Source organism: Dactylococcopsis salina PCC 8305, assembly GCF_000317615.1.
Taxonomy (GTDB): Bacteria; Cyanobacteriota; Cyanobacteriia; order Cyanobacteriales; family Rubidibacteraceae; genus Halothece; species Halothece salina.
Map to the genome: position 1 here is coordinate 953,864 of NC_019780.1, position 15,798 is coordinate 969,661.

The 15,798-nt window shown below is 43.6% G+C and carries 14 protein-coding genes; 7 read left to right on the plus strand and 7 right to left on the minus strand.

Annotation, left to right across the window (positions count from 1 at the left end):
- Positions 1-17 precede the first annotated feature (17 nt).
- On the plus strand, positions 18-1,019 hold the full coding sequence (gene fmt, locus DACSA_RS04890) for a methionyl-tRNA formyltransferase (RefSeq protein WP_015228694.1): 1,002 nt from the start codon (positions 18-20) through the stop codon (positions 1,017-1,019).
- Positions 1,020-1,046: 27 nt separating this feature from the next.
- Positions 1,047-1,259, plus strand: coding sequence for a type II toxin-antitoxin system HicB family antitoxin (locus DACSA_RS04895; RefSeq protein WP_015228695.1), 213 nt, complete (start codon positions 1,047-1,049; stop codon positions 1,257-1,259).
- Positions 1,260-2,201: 942 nt separating this feature from the next.
- Here DACSA_RS04895 and DACSA_RS04905 read toward each other — a convergent pair.
- Entirely contained in the window at positions 2,202-3,842 is a 1,641-nt protein-coding gene (locus DACSA_RS04905; protein WP_015228697.1) for a Ppx/GppA phosphatase family protein, read from the minus strand.
- 846 nt (positions 3,843-4,688) lie between these two features.
- Here DACSA_RS04905 and ltrA point away from each other — a divergent pair.
- Positions 4,689-6,509, plus strand: coding sequence for a group II intron reverse transcriptase/maturase (gene ltrA, locus DACSA_RS04910; protein WP_015228142.1), 1,821 nt, complete (start codon positions 4,689-4,691; stop codon positions 6,507-6,509).
- 190 nt (positions 6,510-6,699) lie between these two features.
- Positions 6,700-7,614: a 4-hydroxybenzoate solanesyltransferase gene (locus tag DACSA_RS04915; RefSeq protein ID WP_015228698.1), complete on the plus strand. Its 915-nt coding sequence runs from the start codon at positions 6,700-6,702 to the stop codon at positions 7,612-7,614.
- 40 nt (positions 7,615-7,654) lie between these two features.
- On the opposite strand, the gene infC is transcribed toward DACSA_RS04915, so the two are convergent.
- Positions 7,655-8,185 (minus strand): translation initiation factor IF-3, encoded by a 531-nt coding sequence (gene infC, locus DACSA_RS04920; protein ID WP_015228699.1) that lies wholly within the window; start codon positions 8,183-8,185, stop codon positions 7,655-7,657.
- 122 nt (positions 8,186-8,307) lie between these two features.
- On the opposite strand from infC, the gene DACSA_RS04925 reads away from it, so the two are divergent.
- Positions 8,308-9,216, plus strand: a complete 909-nt coding sequence (locus DACSA_RS04925; protein WP_015228700.1) for an alpha/beta fold hydrolase — start codon at positions 8,308-8,310, stop codon at positions 9,214-9,216.
- A 413-nt stretch (positions 9,217-9,629) separates the two neighbouring features.
- Here DACSA_RS04925 and DACSA_RS04930 read toward each other — a convergent pair whose 3' ends face one another.
- A complete protein-coding gene (locus DACSA_RS04930; RefSeq protein ID WP_015228074.1) occupies positions 9,630-10,721 on the minus strand; it encodes an ISAs1 family transposase in 1,092 nt (363 codons plus the stop codon).
- A gap of 187 nt (positions 10,722-10,908) precedes the next feature.
- Positions 10,909-11,583: an LmeA family phospholipid-binding protein gene (locus DACSA_RS04935; protein ID WP_015228702.1), complete on the minus strand. Its 675-nt coding sequence runs from the start codon at positions 11,581-11,583 to the stop codon at positions 10,909-10,911.
- Positions 11,584-11,639: 56 nt separating this feature from the next.
- Between DACSA_RS04935 and DACSA_RS04940 the strand changes: the two genes are divergently transcribed.
- Complete coding sequence (locus tag DACSA_RS04940; RefSeq protein WP_015228703.1) at positions 11,640-12,383, plus strand: pseudouridine synthase; 744 nt, start codon at positions 11,640-11,642, stop codon at positions 12,381-12,383.
- Positions 12,384-12,402: 19 nt separating this feature from the next.
- Positions 12,403-13,188, plus strand: a complete 786-nt coding sequence (locus DACSA_RS04945; RefSeq protein WP_015228704.1) for a helix-turn-helix domain-containing protein — start codon at positions 12,403-12,405, stop codon at positions 13,186-13,188.
- Positions 13,189-13,432: 244 nt separating this feature from the next.
- On the opposite strand, the gene bioB is transcribed toward DACSA_RS04945, so the two are convergent.
- The 3 genes from bioB to sppA are packed head-to-tail and all read right to left on the minus strand — an operon-like array spanning position 13,433 to position 15,762.
- Positions 13,433-14,464 (minus strand): biotin synthase BioB, encoded by a 1,032-nt coding sequence (bioB, locus tag DACSA_RS04950; protein ID WP_015228705.1) that lies wholly within the window; start codon positions 14,462-14,464, stop codon positions 13,433-13,435.
- Positions 14,465-14,510: 46 nt separating this feature from the next.
- The gene (gene aroH / locus DACSA_RS04955; RefSeq protein ID WP_456297635.1) at positions 14,511-14,897 is read right to left on the minus strand and encodes a chorismate mutase; all 387 of its coding nucleotides are present in this window, start codon (positions 14,895-14,897) and stop codon (positions 14,511-14,513) included.
- A 37-nt stretch (positions 14,898-14,934) separates the two neighbouring features.
- Positions 14,935-15,762, minus strand: a complete 828-nt coding sequence (sppA, locus tag DACSA_RS04960; RefSeq protein WP_015228707.1) for a signal peptide peptidase SppA — start codon at positions 15,760-15,762, stop codon at positions 14,935-14,937.
- Positions 15,763-15,798 lie beyond the last annotated feature (36 nt).

Genomic DNA, 15,798 nt, shown 5'->3' on the forward strand with positions numbered 1-15,798 from the left:
CCAATGACTAATGACTAATGAAAGTTGTTTTTTTCGGAACACCTAATTTCGCTGTTCCCACCCTGAAAGCACTACTAGACAATTCGACAATAGATGTTTTAGCAGTGGTGACGCAGCCAGATAAACCAAAAGGGAGAGGGAAAAAATTGATTCCTTCTCCAGTTAAAGAATTGGCGATCGAGCAGAATATTACGATTTTACAACCGAAACGGATCAAGAAAGATACAACTAGCTTACAGCAGTTACGAGAAATCAATGCTGATGCGTTTGTGGTCACTGCTTATGGTCAAATTTTATCTGAGGAAATCTTAAATATGCCTCGTTTGGGTTGCATTAATGTTCACGGTTCGATTTTACCCCAATATCGTGGCGCAGCACCGATTCAATGGAGTCTCTACAATGGGGAATCGGTGGTGGGAGTAACGACGATGTTGATGGACGTGGGAATGGATACTGGCGCAATGTTATTGAAGGCGACAACCCCAGTGGGATTATTGGAGAATGCGGAAACGGTGGGAGAAAGGTTAGCCAGTCTTGGCGGTGAGTTACTGGTGGAAACGTTGTTGAAGTGGGAGAAAGGAGAAATTACAGCGACTCCTCAAGCGGATCAGGAAGCGACTTATGCACCGTTGATTAAAAAGGCGGATTATCAGTTAGATTGGTCGAAAAGCGCGATCGAGCTTCATAATCAAATCAGAGGATTTTATCCCAATTGCACAACCTCCCTGCGTGGAGAAACCCTCAAGATTTTGGCAACTGTTCCTTTAGGAAAATCCTACTGGTTACAACTTCCGTCGGAGTATCAACAAACACGTCAACAGTGGGATAATCTCAGCCAAGAAACTGGACAAGCTGGGGAAATCGTGGCGATCGTGAAAAAATTCGGTGCGATCGTGCAAACGGGAGAAGGAATGCTATTACTGTCTCAAGTCCAACGTTCTGGTAAGCGTCCTCAGTCTGGTTGGGATTTTTGTAATGGAATGCGTTTAACGGTGGGAGAAAAGTTGATTGTTGATTGAAAAATCTTAACGAGGGGAAGATCAATCATGATCGCGATTCGATATCAAATGCTAATTATTTGGTCAAATGAAGATCACTGTTATATTGTGCATCTTCCTGATTTTCCAGAACAAACATATCGCACACATGGAGATAGTTATGAAGAAGCGGCGAGAAATGGTGAGGAGGTTTTGCAGCTACTCTTAGAAGAAGATGGACTTCCACACCCAAAACCTAGCTTCGTCGCCTCAAAGATGTGATTTCCTATGTGAGATTAGTTTTAGGTAATTGTTTAGAATTGGTGTTGGGTTTCGCGTGGAGACGTTCCATACTTTGACAAGCTCAGTAACAGGAATATCTTTACCCAGCCTACGTTTTCTACTGATTGGTGTTGGGTTTCGCTTCGCTTCACCCAACCTACGTTTCTGATTGGTGTTGGGTTTCGCTTCGCTTCACCCAACCTACGTTTCTACGTTTCATACGTTTTCTTGAAGTTCCCCCAGAGTTGGGGGTAAGGGGGCGATCGAGTTCCCCCAAAGTTGGGGGTGAGGGGGCGATCGAGTTCCCCCAGAGTTGGGGTAAGGGGGCGATCGAGTTCCCCCAGAGTTGGGGTAAGGGGGCGATCGAGTTCCCCCAGAGTTGGGGTAAGGGGGCGATCGAGTTCCCCCAAAGTTGGGGGTAAGGGGGCGATCGAGTTCCCCCAGAATTGGGGGTAAGGGGGCGATCGAGTTCCCCCAAAGTTGGGGGTGAGGGGGCGATCGAGTTCCCCCAAAGTTGGGGGTGAGGGGGCGATCGAGTTCCCCCAGAGTTGGGGTAAGGGGGCGATCGAGTTCCCCCAGAGTTGGGGTAAGGGGGCGATCGAGTTCCCCCAAAGTTGGGGGTAAGGGGGCGATCGAGTTCCCCCAGAATTGGGGGTAAGGGGGCGATCGAGTTCCCCCAGAGTTGGGGTAAGGGGGCGATCGAGTTCCCCCAAAGTTGGGGGTAAGGGGGCGATCGAGTTCCCCCAAAGTTGGGGGTAAGGGGGCGATCGAGTTCCCCCAGAATTGGGGTAAGGGGGCGATCGAGTTCCCCCAAAGTTGGGGTAAGGGGGCGATCGAGTTCCCCCAAAGTTGGGGGTAAGGGGGCGATCGAGTTCCCCCAAAGTTGGGGGTAAGGGGGCGATCGAGTTCCCCCAAAGTTGGGGGTAAGGGGGCGATCGAAAATTAGACCGAGAGTTTCGGAACGACCTTAACACTAAATTCGTTTTCAAAAATAACTTTTTTATCTTCTAAATTCCAAAGTTCTAAAGCACAATCATCATTAACATCTTTCGGAAATAACTCTAACTGTAATTCCTGATTGTCTTCATTATAGTGACAATAAAGTGCTGTTATTGCACCGATTTGTCTGCGATCCAATGCGATAGCTAACCGTAACATTGCACTGACTTCGCTGACCATTTTTTTTGTTGTTTTATCAGGTAAGTTCTGATAGTTATAATGTTTCTTTTTCGGTTTACTTTTGCGATGATACCGAGCAATATTTGCGATAATTTCTAGTTCATTTTCTGTAAAACCTAATAATTCAGCATGACGAATTAAATAATAAGAATGTTTATGATGAGCCGCATGACTAATATAAAAACCACAGTTATGTAAAATCGCTGCCACCCACAACCATTCTCGCTCTCGATCGCCCCAACTGTGTAATATGCCTTGGATTTGATCAAAAATATCAAGGCAAAAATTAGCCACACGCTGACTCGATTCGAGATCAACTTGGTATTTCTGAGCAATATTAATCACGCTTCGATCGCGCACTGATTTTTGGTAACGCAAGCGATTTTCAATCAAGCCATGAGTCAACATCCAGTTAACAATTAACCCCTCTCTTAACGCTCGCTCACAAATCGTAATGCTTTCTGCTTCTAGCATTTTCATTGTTTCTAATAAAATAATAGCCCCTGGCACGATAATCTCGGCTCTTCGTCCTGACATTCCAGGTAAATCAGCACGTTTATTAATATCTAAACTTGCCAATAACTTAACAACATCCTCTAAATCTTTGCGACTGAAACTATACCCCTGTAAGGGATTGGGATTCGTATTTAATTTTTCCTTAGCGTGAATCATTGCTAAACATTCGATCGTCCCTGATGTTCCCACTAAGTTAATTACTTCTTCTGGGGCTAACTTTGCCTTTAATTCTTCTACTGGACGTTCCATCCGTCCGCGAATATAGGCTTGTAGAAACTTTAACTCTTTATTATTAATGGGATCAGTGGTAATAAACTCACTAGCTAGGCGTACCGCTCCTACTTTCGTACTACTTAAACATCTCGGTTCGTGACCATTACCTAAAATTAATTCCGTTGAACCGCCACCAATATCAATAATGACATGGGGCTGTTCTTGAAACTCCATCGCGGACAAAACCCCTAAATAAATGCGTCGCGCTTCTTCTGGTCCCGAAATCAGGTTAATGGTTAACCCCAATTGTTCTCGTACTGTTTTGATAAATTCTCGACCATTGGGCGCTTCTCTGACGGCGCTAGTGGCGACAGCAATGGTTTCTTCCGCGTTAAAACTCCGCGCTAATTCTAAACCCCGTTGTAAAGCGGACATCGCCCTTTCCATCGCATCTAACGTGAGATTACCCGTTTTCGGGTCTCGATCGCCCAATCTGACGGTATCTTTTTCACGAGCAATGATATTAAACGCGGGAAGAGAGGGTTCAATTTTCACAATCACCATGTGAATCGAATTTGTCCCAATATCGATCGCCGCAATGATTCGATCGCTTGTAGAATCCTTATTTTCAGAAGTTAATGTTTTCGTTGGAATTGGATAAATTGTGTTAACCATTATGTACCGTTTAAGTGTTCTCTACTCGAAGTTAGACTCCCTTATCGTTCCCATCTTGAAGGAAGAGGGTTCAAATTTCCCCAACCATTTAGTCTTATAATAAGTTCAGTTGGTGCGATTCGTTCAGTCTAAACATACCTTTATGGTTATGGGGACGATTGGCTTCTGGGGGGCAACCGATTAGGTTGAGTTCGCACTTAAATCCCTCTCAGTTGACAACTCTGTGACCTTATAGGTGAGAGTGACCAGTGCAGCAATAGCAAAGACCACTGGAAGGGAAAAAACCCCATAACAACTCAAGTCCTGTCGCCTAAGCACGAGGTTGAAAGCATATTCCCTACGGTAGCGACTAGCCATCAATCCGTAAAGCGGGAATAAAAGCGGAAAGAGGAAGGACAGCCTGTGTCCCAGTCCCGTTAGCACGTCTCTATGGAGAACAAGGTCTAAGGATGCGTCTTAATCATCGTTTACTATAAACCAGAGAAATCAGGCTGACCACTCTGGGAGTCCCAAACGGGCATTAGTTAGGGTGGCAAGAAGTCAACTATTCTTGCCAGTGCCACCCTTAAACTCGGTGAAAAGTATCCCTCCTAAAGGAGACAAACCAAAGGTCATAAGGGAACGAAGTAACTCCCTCGATTACTCTCAGTCTAGGTCGATGGGCTGAGTAGTCAGCTAAGACGTAACATCTACTTTCATTATTGTAGGTAACGGGGGAGAGAGATTGAGTCAGAAGCAAACGCCTTACTGTAATGGTGAGGATACGCGGTTCGGCAACGCTCACCGCAAGCAGACGGACTCACGGTTAGATGGATTGTAGAGGTACAAGTAGAGAGTTAATATGTTATGAACACGGACAACCGATGTATTAAATGGGGCGATATCGATTGGCATAAAGCCGAGAGGGTCGTCTATAAGCTCCAAAAGCGCATCTACAAAGCGTCAAGTCGTGGAGATGTCAAAGCAGTTCGCAGACTCCAGAAATTGTTAGTAAAATCTTGGTCGGCTAAGGTATTAGCGGTGCGTAGAGTTACTCAGGACAATCAGGGCAAAAAGACGGCAGGAGTGGATGGGGTTAAATCCTTGTCCCCAGTAGCACGTATGAAGCTCGTAAATAATCTGAAACTGGGTTCAAAGGTTAAACCAACTCGAAGGGTAAAGATTCCGAAACCTAATGGGGAGGAAAGACCTTTGGGAATACCTACCATGTATGACCGTGCGCTACAAGCGTTAGTAAAACTAGCCTTAGAACCTGAATGGGAGGCGGTCTTTGAACCAAATTCCTACGGGTTTCGTGCAGGGCGGTCAGCCCATGATGCTGTCACAGCTATATTTGATGCCATTCGGTACAAGCCTAAATACGTGCTTGATGCGGATCTAGCTAAATGTTTCGACCGTATCAACCACGAGAGACTCCTGAATAAAATAAAAACCTTTCCCACGTTTCGGAAACAAATTCGGGCGTGGCTCAAAGCAGGGGTAATGGAGGGTAAGGAGTTCTCGCCAACATCTGAGGGTACGCCACAGGGTGGGGTCATTTCTCCACTACTGGCTAACATTGCCCTCCACGGTATGGAAAATGAAATCAAGGCTATCGCTCACACTTTTGATATGAAAACCAATAATGGTTATCAAGTCAGTGCTTCAAATAAGCGGAGGTCTGTATGTGTAATCCGATATGCCGACGATTTCGTTATCCTACACGAGAGCCTCGCCGTTGTCCAGAGATGTAAAGAGGTTGTTTCCAATTGGTTGGCAGACATGGGGCTAGAATTGAAACCGAGCAAAACCAGAATCGCCCACACCCTTGAAAATTACGAAAATGAAAAAGCGGGGTTTGACTTCCTCGGCTTTAATATCCGCCAACATAAGGTGGGTAAATATACATCAGGAAGGGACACAAAAGGGCGACTTTTAGGGTTCAAAACGCTCATCACCCCTAGTAAGGAAAGTCAGAAAAAGCACTATCGGAGGATAGCTGAGGTAATTGATAAGCATAAAGGGCAGTCACAAGCTACTTTGATTGCGAATCTCAACCGTGTTATCCGAGGGTGGTGTAACTACTTCTCAATAGGAGTAAGCTCAAAGGTCTTCTCAAGGCTAGAACATCTGACTTTCTGGAAGTTATGGAAATGGGGTGTAAAACGTCATCCGAATAAAGGAAAGAAGTGGGTTAAAACCAAATACTTCCGAACTATAAGGGGCGACAAATGGACGTTTGCCACACCGCGTGAAGGGTCGAATCCTATGGTGCTAATGAAGCACTCACAAACAGCAATCGTCCGTCATGTCAAAGTTAAGGGGGATAAAAGCCCTTATGACGGCGACTTAATCTACTGGAGTTCAAGAATGGGCAAACACCCTGAGATGCCAAAACGAACAGCGTCGTTGCTCAAGAAGCAGAAAGGGAAGTGCGCTCACTGCGGATTGTTTTTCCGAGATGGAGATTTATTAGAGGTTGACCATATCGCCCCCCGCTCAAAAGGCGGAAAAGACGAGTATAAAAACTGGCAACTACTCCATCGACATTGCCACGATGAAAAGACCAGAACGGATGGGAGTATCCACCATCACGGGACTTCCGTAAAAGGGAGTAATCACCACCCCGTGGCTTCCATTATCCCAGAGGATTATCAATGGGAAAACGATATGCTGGTGACGTACTGATGACAACAGCCGTTTAACTGAGGAGCGGTGTGATGGGAAACTATCATGCACCGTTTTGGAGAGCAGTGGAGGGGGCGACCTCTTCACTGACTTTAATTCCTCTAACAATTAATGTAATGTTGGGTTGCACTTCTCTCCACCCAACCTACGTTTGAATAGTATTAGATCAACAAATTTAGTGTATTGGATTATGGTGCAAGAATACCAACCGCCATCGACCTGGCAAGCAATTATAAAACTTTTACGTTGGGATAAACCCACTGGGCGACTGATTTTAATGATTCCCGCATTATGGGCTGTGTTTCTCGCTGCCAACGGAATGCCCCCTTTCCCCCTTGTCACCATTATTATTTTAGGCAGTTTAACCACTTCCGCCGCCGGTTGTGTGGTGAATGACCTTTGGGATCGTAATCTTGATCCGCAAGTGGAACGCACTCGCACTCGTCCCCTTGCGTCTCGTGAGTTATCGGTGAAAGTAGGGATTGTGGTTGCTGTGTTGGCATTTATTTGCGCCGCTGGACTCGCCTTTTATCTCAATCAGGTGAGCTTTTTCTTGTGTGTTCTCGCTGTTCCTGTGATTATTGGTTATCCCCTGGCGAAACGGGTGTTTCCAGTGCCGCAGTTAGTTTTATCCCTTGCTTGGGGCTTTGCAGTTTTGATTAGTTGGACAGCAATTAGTTGTGATGCTAATCAAGGAGCGTTTTGGAATCTTACCGCTTGTGTGGAAAGAGAAACTTGGCTGTTGTGGACGGCAACGGTACTCTGGACGTTAGGCTTTGATACGGTTTACGCGATGGCCGATCGAGAGGACGATCGCAAAATTGGGATTCGTTCTAGTGCCTTATTTTTCGGGAAATACGCCCCAGAAGCAGTGGGAGTCTTTTTTCTGGGAACGGCGGTTTCTCTTGCTGTGCTGGCTCTCAAAACGCAACTCCAGTTTATTTTTTGGCTAACTTTGGGAGTTGCGGTTTGCGGTTGGGGATGGCAATATTATCGTCTTCGACAAAAAAACATTCCGACGACGTTGTATAGTTCGATCTTTCGCCAGAATGTTGGATTGGGCTTTATTTTACTCGCGGGAATGATTGCAGGATCAATTTTTTAGGTGATCAGGTGGGCATTGCCCACCCTACTTTTTGGACTGTTTATTCTTTTTTCGGAGACAATAACATAATCATGTTTCGCCCTTCCCGTTTTGGCGACTGTTGAATCTCTGCGGTGTCTTTGAGGTCGATCGCCATTTTTTCTAATAATTCTCGCGCCAGATCACTGTGCTGAATTTCTCGCCCTCGGAAATTGATCGTGGCTTTTACTTTGTCTCCAGATTTCAGGAAGCGTTTAGCTTGGTTAACGCGCACTTCGTAATCATGCTCGTCAATTTTATAACGCATTTTCACTTCCTTGACTTCGGCGTTGTGTTGTTTCTTTTTCGCTTCTCTTGCCCGACGTTCCTGTTCATATTTATACTTGCCATAGTCCATGATGCGACACACTGGGGGATCAGCCTTATCGCTAACCAGGACTAAATCGAGTTCCTTTTCTTCGGCGATTTTTTGGGCCTCGTTAGGGGTAAGGATTCCCAGTTGTTCTCCCTCGCTGTCAATGACGCGAATTTCGGGAAAACGAATATTTTCGTTGATTGGGGGAAGCTGGCGGTTGCGGTTTTTTTTCTTCACAGGCGTTTTTTTTTGCGTTCGGTTAGGCTTAAGTTAAGTATCACAACTAAGGGTTATTCCCTTGTCATTGTAATAATTTTGTTGGAATTTTTGCCAGATGTTAACACAAAAGTAACAGAGGGATGAATCAGATTAACGTGGATTTAGGAAGACAACGGGATTGGGTTTGGCGCGGTTGGCAGGTTCGTTATACTTATTTACGGGCGAAGCGGGAAACGGGCAAAAATCCGCCGTTGGTGCTGTTACATGGTTTTGGGGCCGCGATCGGGCATTGGCGACATAATCTCCCGATTCTCAGTGAAACGCATACGGCATATGCGATCGACTGGTTAGGATTTGGGGCATCTCGCAAAGCCGTAACCCGCTACAGTATGGATTTTTGGAGTGATCAACTGTATCATTTTTGGCGCACGGTGATTAATTCTCCTGCGATTTTCATCGGTAATTCTTTAGGATCATTAATTGGTTTAACTGCTGCTTCTCGTTATCCAGAGATGGCGCAAGGATTGATTTTAATTAATTTACCTGATACCGCAGCCCGTTCTGAAATTCTCCCGCCAACAGTGCAAAAATTGGTTAACGGGGTAGAATCTCTTTTTTCTGCACCTTGGTTGTTGCGAGGGCTGTTTCCGATTTTACGATCGCGATCGGTGATCCGCCGTTGGGCGAAACTTGCTTATCCCAATGTTCCTAATTTAGACGAGGAACTGGTGACGATTTTATGCACGCCACCTCGGGATCAGTGTGCCTCTGATGCGTTTGTGGCGTTGGTGAAATCAGCGTTGAATCCTCATTTTGCGCCCCCAGTTAAGCAATTATTACCCCATTTAACGATTCCGATTTTACTATTATGGGGAGAGCGCGATCGGTTTATTCCTCCGCAGTTAGCGCGATCGTTTGTTGATCTCAATCCGAATTTAGAATTAGTGATGTTACCGAAATTAGGTCATTGTCCCCATGATGAATCTCCGCAACAGTTTCATCGAGTGATTTTACCTTGGTTGGAAAAGTATCAGTTTCTTTCCCAATAAAGTAAGTTGGGTGGAGAGAAACGAAACCCAACAACAGTCAGACAAAAATGTAGGTTGGGTGGAGAGAAACGAAACCCAACAACAATCAGAAAGTAGGTTGGGTGGAATGAAATGTAACCCAACAACAGTCAGAAAGTAGGTTGGGTGGAATGAAATGTAACCCAACAACAGTCAGAAAGTAGGTTGGGTGGAATGAAATGTAACCCAACAACAATCAGAAAGTAGAAAGTAGGTTGGGTGGAATGAAATGTAACCCAACAACAATCAGAAAGTAGGTTGGGTGGAGAGAAACGAAACCCAACAACAATCAGAAAGTAGGTTGGGTGGAATGAAATGTAACCCAACAACAATCAATGACCAATTACAAGTTATAGTAAATCCCCCCTAGCCCCCCTTTGAAAGGCAGGGCTGTTTCATTCTATCAAAATGGGTAGTAGCCAAAGCCTCTCTCCAAGCCATCTTCGGGCTTCAGTAACTGATAAAAAGCCTAATAGTCTGAAAAGATTAAGACAAATGGTTTTTAATACTGAAAAGTTGACTGCTGACTGAAGATGGTGTACCGGGGAAACATCTTCAGAAAAAATAACATCTTTAACCCAATGTAGTTGGTTCTCAATTCCCCAATGTCCCTGAATCTTTTTACTAAAATTTTGAGCCGTTTGGTAACAACTACTTAAATAATAAACAATTTGATGATAAGGCTTATTTTTTCGAGTGCCTTTCCTTTCTACTTTGATAAAACACTGACTACTGATCCAAATTTCTTGAAGAGTTTCTGGAATTCTAAAGACAGATACGGTTCGAGTAACTTGTCGTCCGTGACTCGTTTCTGTTCGAATATCTTCCTGATCAGAAATCTGATTATGAGCGATTTCTTCTAAACGGTTGTACAATTTCGGTTGATTTTTCTTCACCGCAATTACATAATCATTACGAGAGCGATTAATCGTTTTAATTGTTTCTTTTTGACAGTGAACTGCATCCAGAGTCAAAACTTGATTTGATAAAGGCGTGTTATTCACCATCTCTCGAACACAGTAAATTTCTGAAGTCTTTTTATTCTCTAATTTTTCTAGAGCTAAAACTAACCCATTGTCCTGACTAAACCAAGAGACAATTGAAGCAAAATTCTGCTTATTTCCGTAGGTATCAGTTAAAGTTGACTTAATACTTTTACCATCAATCGCGATCCAATTAGAAAGTTCATCTGGGGAAGATAATTGAGCAGCCCATTGGTTAAAAACTTGAATTAAATCATTATTATCTACTCCCATCATGGCTCTTCTAATTGTTGAATAAGATGGCGACTTTAGCTTAGGAGATTTTCCTAAACGAGTGAGGTAGTAATGCTTATTTTTTCCAAAGGCAGCTAAGTCTCGGTAACTTAAGTTACCCATCATTAAACCAAGAATAACAATGAAAAGTACCCACCATAGGGGATGTCTTTGTCCACTGCGATCGCGCCAGTCCTTGACTTGTTTTAAGTAACTGATTAAACTAGACATATCAGAAATTTTTCTAGAAATGCGCGATCGCGCTACTGATTTATTATCGCGATCGCGCTTTACATTTACAATTTTACCCCGAGAATGAAACAGCCCTGCCTTTGAAAGGGGGGAACAATGGGCTGGTGTGTAGCGCCAGTTATCAAAATGGTATAACAATCTGTTCCATGAACTTTTTCAGTAAACCCTAAGTAAAAACTATCAAATTTCCCTGTAAGAAAATAGCATCTTCAGTAATGATTAAATCATCGAGATGAACTTGTGAACCTAAATCAAACTCGATCGAGGATAATTCTTGATTAAAATCTAAGCCTTCTACCTTAATCGGAGAAATCAATAAATGTTGAGGACTTTTCCAACTCACTTCTCCTTGAATTAAAACCGAATTAGAGGAGGGAGAGAAACTTTTTCCTTTCAAAATAAAACCGTTGTTTTCTAGAGTAATGCTTTCCCAATGAAAAGCAGGAAGAGAATCAGTTTGGAAAAGGAGAAACAGAAAATCTCTTAAACCAGACTGGAGAAGAGGAGACGATCGAGAATCATTGAGATGAGTTTTCGTCATCCGCATTTTTACTGAAATTGAAATCGGCTTTAAAAGTTGTAATGGTTCACCCCTTAAAATTTGAGTAATGTTGACTTTAATTTCTTCTGCTGCGAGAGAAATTTGATCAAAATTTAGCCCTTGATAAATTGCAAAATCGCTGGTTAAAGAAACTTTAGAAATGATTCCTCTCAATAATTGACGATCGGTACTGACAATTTTAATTTGTAATCCTTGTACGGTTTCTAATTGTGAGGATAGCCACACTTTTAGCGCTGGAGTTAAAAGTGTCGTCAGGAAATTACTCTTTTTAAATATCATATTAAATTAGATTTAACAAACTTTGATTACAATCAGAAAAGCTAGGAAGTTAACTTATGGAACGAGTGCAAAAAATTCTCTCCCAGTGGGGAGTCACTTCACGTCGTCAAGCTGAAAAAATGATGATTGCTGGACGAGTAAAAATAAATGGGAAAGTAGCGCAACTCGGGCAAAAAATAAATTTAGAGCAGGATCAAATCACTGTAGATGGTAGGTTAATCTCACCTAAAAAGCGTCCACGCCAACTCTATATTTTAGTGAATAAACCGCTCGGTGTTGTCTCTACTTGTCGGGATACCCAAAACCGAAAAACAGTTCTAGACTTACTTCCTAACTCCCTGAAAAACGGACAAGGATTGCATCCTGTGGGACGATTAGATATTAATTCCACTGGCGCTTTACTACTAACCAATGATGGAGATTTAACCCTTCATCTCACTCATCCTCGTTACCATTTACCCAAGACTTATGAAGTTTGGATCAAGGACAATCCTCCAGAATCTGTGTTAGAACAATGGCGTAATGGCGTAATCCTAGATCAGAAAAAAACTTTACCGGCTGCGATTAAAGTTCTCAAACGCCAACGAGAAAAAACACTCTTGGAAATCGTGCTTACAGAAGGAAGAAATCGTCAAATTAGACGAGTTGCAGAACAGTTGGGTTATCCCGTTCTGGCTCTTCATCGTAGCGCGATCGGTGCGCTCAATTTGAAAACTAAGGATAAACTTTTAAATGAATCTGGGAATTATCGATTTTTAACGGCCCAAGAAGTCTATTATCTTAAACAGGAATCTAAGTAAAATTAAATCAATTGATACTATGTTCAGTGAAAAACAACAAGCTCCGCCCATGACTCCCCAGCAACAACAAGTGGATAAACTCAAGGAAATCGGCTCACAAATGCGCCAAATACGGGAAGAAAAGTCGATTTCCATCGATGAAATCGCTACTAAAACCCGTATTCAAGCTCGGTTACTGGTGGCGATCGAAGAAGGAAATCTGGATCATCTTCCCGAACCCGTTTATGTACAAGGTTTAATCAAACAATTTGCAGAAGCATTGGGTTTAAACGGAAGAGAATATGCGGAAGCATTTCCCATAGGAAGACAAACTTACACGATCGAACCCTCTTGGCGACAACTACCAGCGGCGCAATTACGCCCTTTACATCTCTACCTTTTCTATATTTTATTAATTGTGGCTTCGGTGAGTGGTTTATCCTACCTAGTGGAAAGCCATACCACACAAGAAAACGCCGAACCACAGACCAATCAAGAGCAAATCGTCGAAAAACCGATCGAGGACAATAATTCTCCACCTCAATTAGCCAGCACGACTCCTCCTCCCGAAAAAACCCAAGAACACCCGATCGAGATCAAAGTATCCATTAAAAAAGACTCTTGGGTGAGAGTAACCAGCGACGGGGAAGAAATTTATGAAGGAATCCTCGCCACTGGAGAAACCCAAAAATGGACAGGAGAAGAAAAACTCACTCTTCGCGCGGGAAACGCTGGCGGTGTTGTTGTGGAATACAATCAACAATCACCGACGGTTTTAGGAGAATCGGGAGAAGTCAAACAAGTTACTTACTCGCCGTCAAATTAGGGGTTGCTGAAAAAGTCCATTGGTTGGTTAAGTAAGGCAAGTTGCCTTAGGCAAGAGGCAAGTAGGTTGGGTGAAGTTTACGAAACCCAACACCAATCAGCAAGTTGCCTCTTGCCTTAGGGTTGATTGATCGGTAGGAGTTCAAGGTTTTGATGCAAGGTGCGTGACGATTGAACAATCAATGAACTTGCATTTTTATCTGAACTGAATCGCCTCAAATCCTTATTTGGCAAGACTTTCAGTTTTATTCAGCAAGCCCCAAATTAGAGGAAGAAACGAGAGGAGAACCATCCGCAGCTTCGAGAGTAAACCCAGCATCTTCGATCATTTGCCAATCTTCCTTCGCCGCTTGTCCTGGGGTCGTCAAATAATCAGCAACAAAAATCGAGTTTGCGGGATACAAGCCTAAAGGCTGGAGAGAGCGTAAATGGACTTCTCTTCCCCCTGCAATCCGAATTTCTCGTTCTGGAAGCAGAAAGCGGTATAAACACAGCACTCGTAAACAAAACGGTGGCGTTAAGGGAGAGGTTGGCTTTTCTCCAAAGAGAGTTCCCGAAATCGGAATCAGGAAGTTGACAGGAATACTTGTGATTTCTAGCTTCCTAAGAGAGAGCGCCAGATCAATAACATCATCTAAAGATTCTCCCATGCCAATAATCCCCCCAGAACAGGTGGTCATTCCTGCTTTTTGCACCTGATTGACAGTTTCGACTCGATCGAGGAACGTATGAGTCGAACAAATCTCAGGATGATAATTCTCGGAAGTATTCAAATTATGATTCACACGGTCAACTCCTGCGGCTGCTAACCGTTGCGCTTGAGTTTCATTGAGTAGCCCCACACAAGCGCAAATTTTCAGGTTATATTGACGTTTAACCGCCTCTACCGCCTCACAAACCTGATTGAGGAGAGATGCGGTGGGAGTGCGTCCAGAAGTGACTAAACAGAACGTTCCCGCTTTCAATTCTGAGGCTTGAGCCGCCGCATCAAGAATTTTTTCCTTTGCTAAAAAAGGATACTTTTCAATTTCTGCGGTGGAAATTTTGGATTGAGAACAATAATGACAATCTTCGGGACACAAACCACTTTGAGCATTGACTAAAAAATGGAGACGAACTCGATTTTCCCAATAGTGATAGCGCACCTGATACGCTGCGTTTAATTGTGATAGTAACTCCTCATTGGGAGCAGTTAAAACCGCCTTTGCTTCTTCTCTGGTGAGACATTCTCCAGCGAGAGATTTTGTCGCTAGAGCATTCCAATTAATTGTGGTCATGCGTTATTCATTATGCGTTATGCGTTTGCTTCTGGGAATCAGTGTTTTATGATCCCATTTGAGCTAAATTCCAATCTGGACGTAAATCTTGAGCATTGCGTAGATAGGGATGAACAATTTCCCAGTGAGGGTTAGCCGTGTTCACATGAATTAAAAAACGAATACAACGAGCTAAACTTCCTTCTACGTGCATTTGTTGTACATCCAGCAGAGCCACATTATCCCAATTTGGTCGTTCTCGTGCAATACTTGCAGGGAAAGTCGCATCTAAATCGCGGGTTGTGGTGAAGACAGCGCTAATAATATCATTTGGGTCGAGATGATTTCGGGTTTCTAGTTCATCGAGAAGTTCCATAACTGCTTCTCGCATTGCTTCCACCGTATTTGCTGAAGCTGTTGTCGCCCCACGAATTGCTCGTACTTTCCACTCCACCACGAAGTTTCCTCCCTTTACTCTGTTTTAGTCATTTTTAAGGTCGATAGAGCCATAATGGCTGACCATTGGTTTCTAGTTCAAATTTTAGCCAATCTCTTGTGGTTTTCAGGGTAAGATTTGTATCAACTTCACTGCGACCTGGTAAAAATCGCTGTAGAGGAGACTTTTTCTCCCCAATGTTGACGCATTCTGTATAATCGGGGTTGAGATCAGCGAGTTCCGCTACCCAGCGCCGCGCTTCTTCTTCTGTTCCCAGACGATCGACAATTCCTAAATTTTGAGCCTGTTCTCCCGTGAAAATTCGCCCATCTGCAAAACTTTGTACGGTTTCTCGGGTTAAATTACGAGCTTCTGCGATCGTTTGCACAAACTGATGATAACTGGTGTCAATCAATGCTTGTAAGATTTGCTTTTCTTCGTCGGTGAGTTCTCGATCGAAGGAAAGAATGTCTTTATAGGGACCCGATTTAATCACCTTGAAAGAGACTCCTATTTTGTCGAGAAGGCGTTCTAAATTGTTCCCTCGTAGAATTACGCCAATGCTACCCGTAATCGTGCCAGGGTTGGCGACAATTTTTTCCGCACCCATCCCCACATAAACGCCTCCAGAGGCGGAAATATTGCCGAAACTAGCGACAATTTTTACTTTTTGCTGTAACGCCCTCAAAGCGCTATAAATCTCTTGAGAGTCGCCGACAGTTCCGCCAGGGGAATCAATGCGAAGTAACAGCGCTTTCCATTTCTGTTTCTCCACTGTTTTCAGTGCTTTTAGCACTCTTTCTCGTGTTTCCGACGCGATCGCGCCTGTGATTTCAATGCGAGCAATTTTTTTGCCTCGTCTTTTTCCAATCAACCAAACCATAGATTATCAGCGACTATTTGAATCTATTATTCTAAC

Bases quoted from the DNA above. Each gene is read 5' to 3' on its own strand.
- fmt (WP_015228694.1), top strand. From the start codon at position 18: ATGAAAGTTGTTTTTTTCGGAACACCTAATTTCGCTGTTCCCACCCTG.
- DACSA_RS04895 (WP_015228695.1), top strand. From the start codon at position 1,047: ATGATCGCGATTCGATATCAAATGCTAATTATTTGGTCAAATGAAGAT.
- DACSA_RS04905 (WP_015228697.1), bottom strand. From the start codon at position 3,842: ATGGTTAACACAATTTATCCAATTCCAACGAAAACATTAACTTCTGAA.
- ltrA (WP_015228142.1), top strand. From the start codon at position 4,689: ATGAACACGGACAACCGATGTATTAAATGGGGCGATATCGATTGGCAT.
- DACSA_RS04915 (WP_015228698.1), top strand. From the start codon at position 6,700: ATGGTGCAAGAATACCAACCGCCATCGACCTGGCAAGCAATTATAAAA.
- DACSA_RS04925 (WP_015228700.1), top strand. From the start codon at position 8,308: ATGAATCAGATTAACGTGGATTTAGGAAGACAACGGGATTGGGTTTGG.
- DACSA_RS04930 (WP_015228074.1), bottom strand. From the start codon at position 10,721: ATGTCTAGTTTAATCAGTTACTTAAAACAAGTCAAGGACTGGCGCGAT.
- DACSA_RS04935 (WP_015228702.1), bottom strand. From the start codon at position 11,583: ATGATATTTAAAAAGAGTAATTTCCTGACGACACTTTTAACTCCAGCG.
- DACSA_RS04940 (WP_015228703.1), top strand. From the start codon at position 11,640: ATGGAACGAGTGCAAAAAATTCTCTCCCAGTGGGGAGTCACTTCACGT.
- DACSA_RS04945 (WP_015228704.1), top strand. From the start codon at position 12,403: ATGTTCAGTGAAAAACAACAAGCTCCGCCCATGACTCCCCAGCAACAA.
- bioB (WP_015228705.1), bottom strand. From the start codon at position 14,464: ATGACCACAATTAATTGGAATGCTCTAGCGACAAAATCTCTCGCTGGA.
- sppA (WP_015228707.1), bottom strand. From the start codon at position 15,762: ATGGTTTGGTTGATTGGAAAAAGACGAGGCAAAAAAATTGCTCGCATT.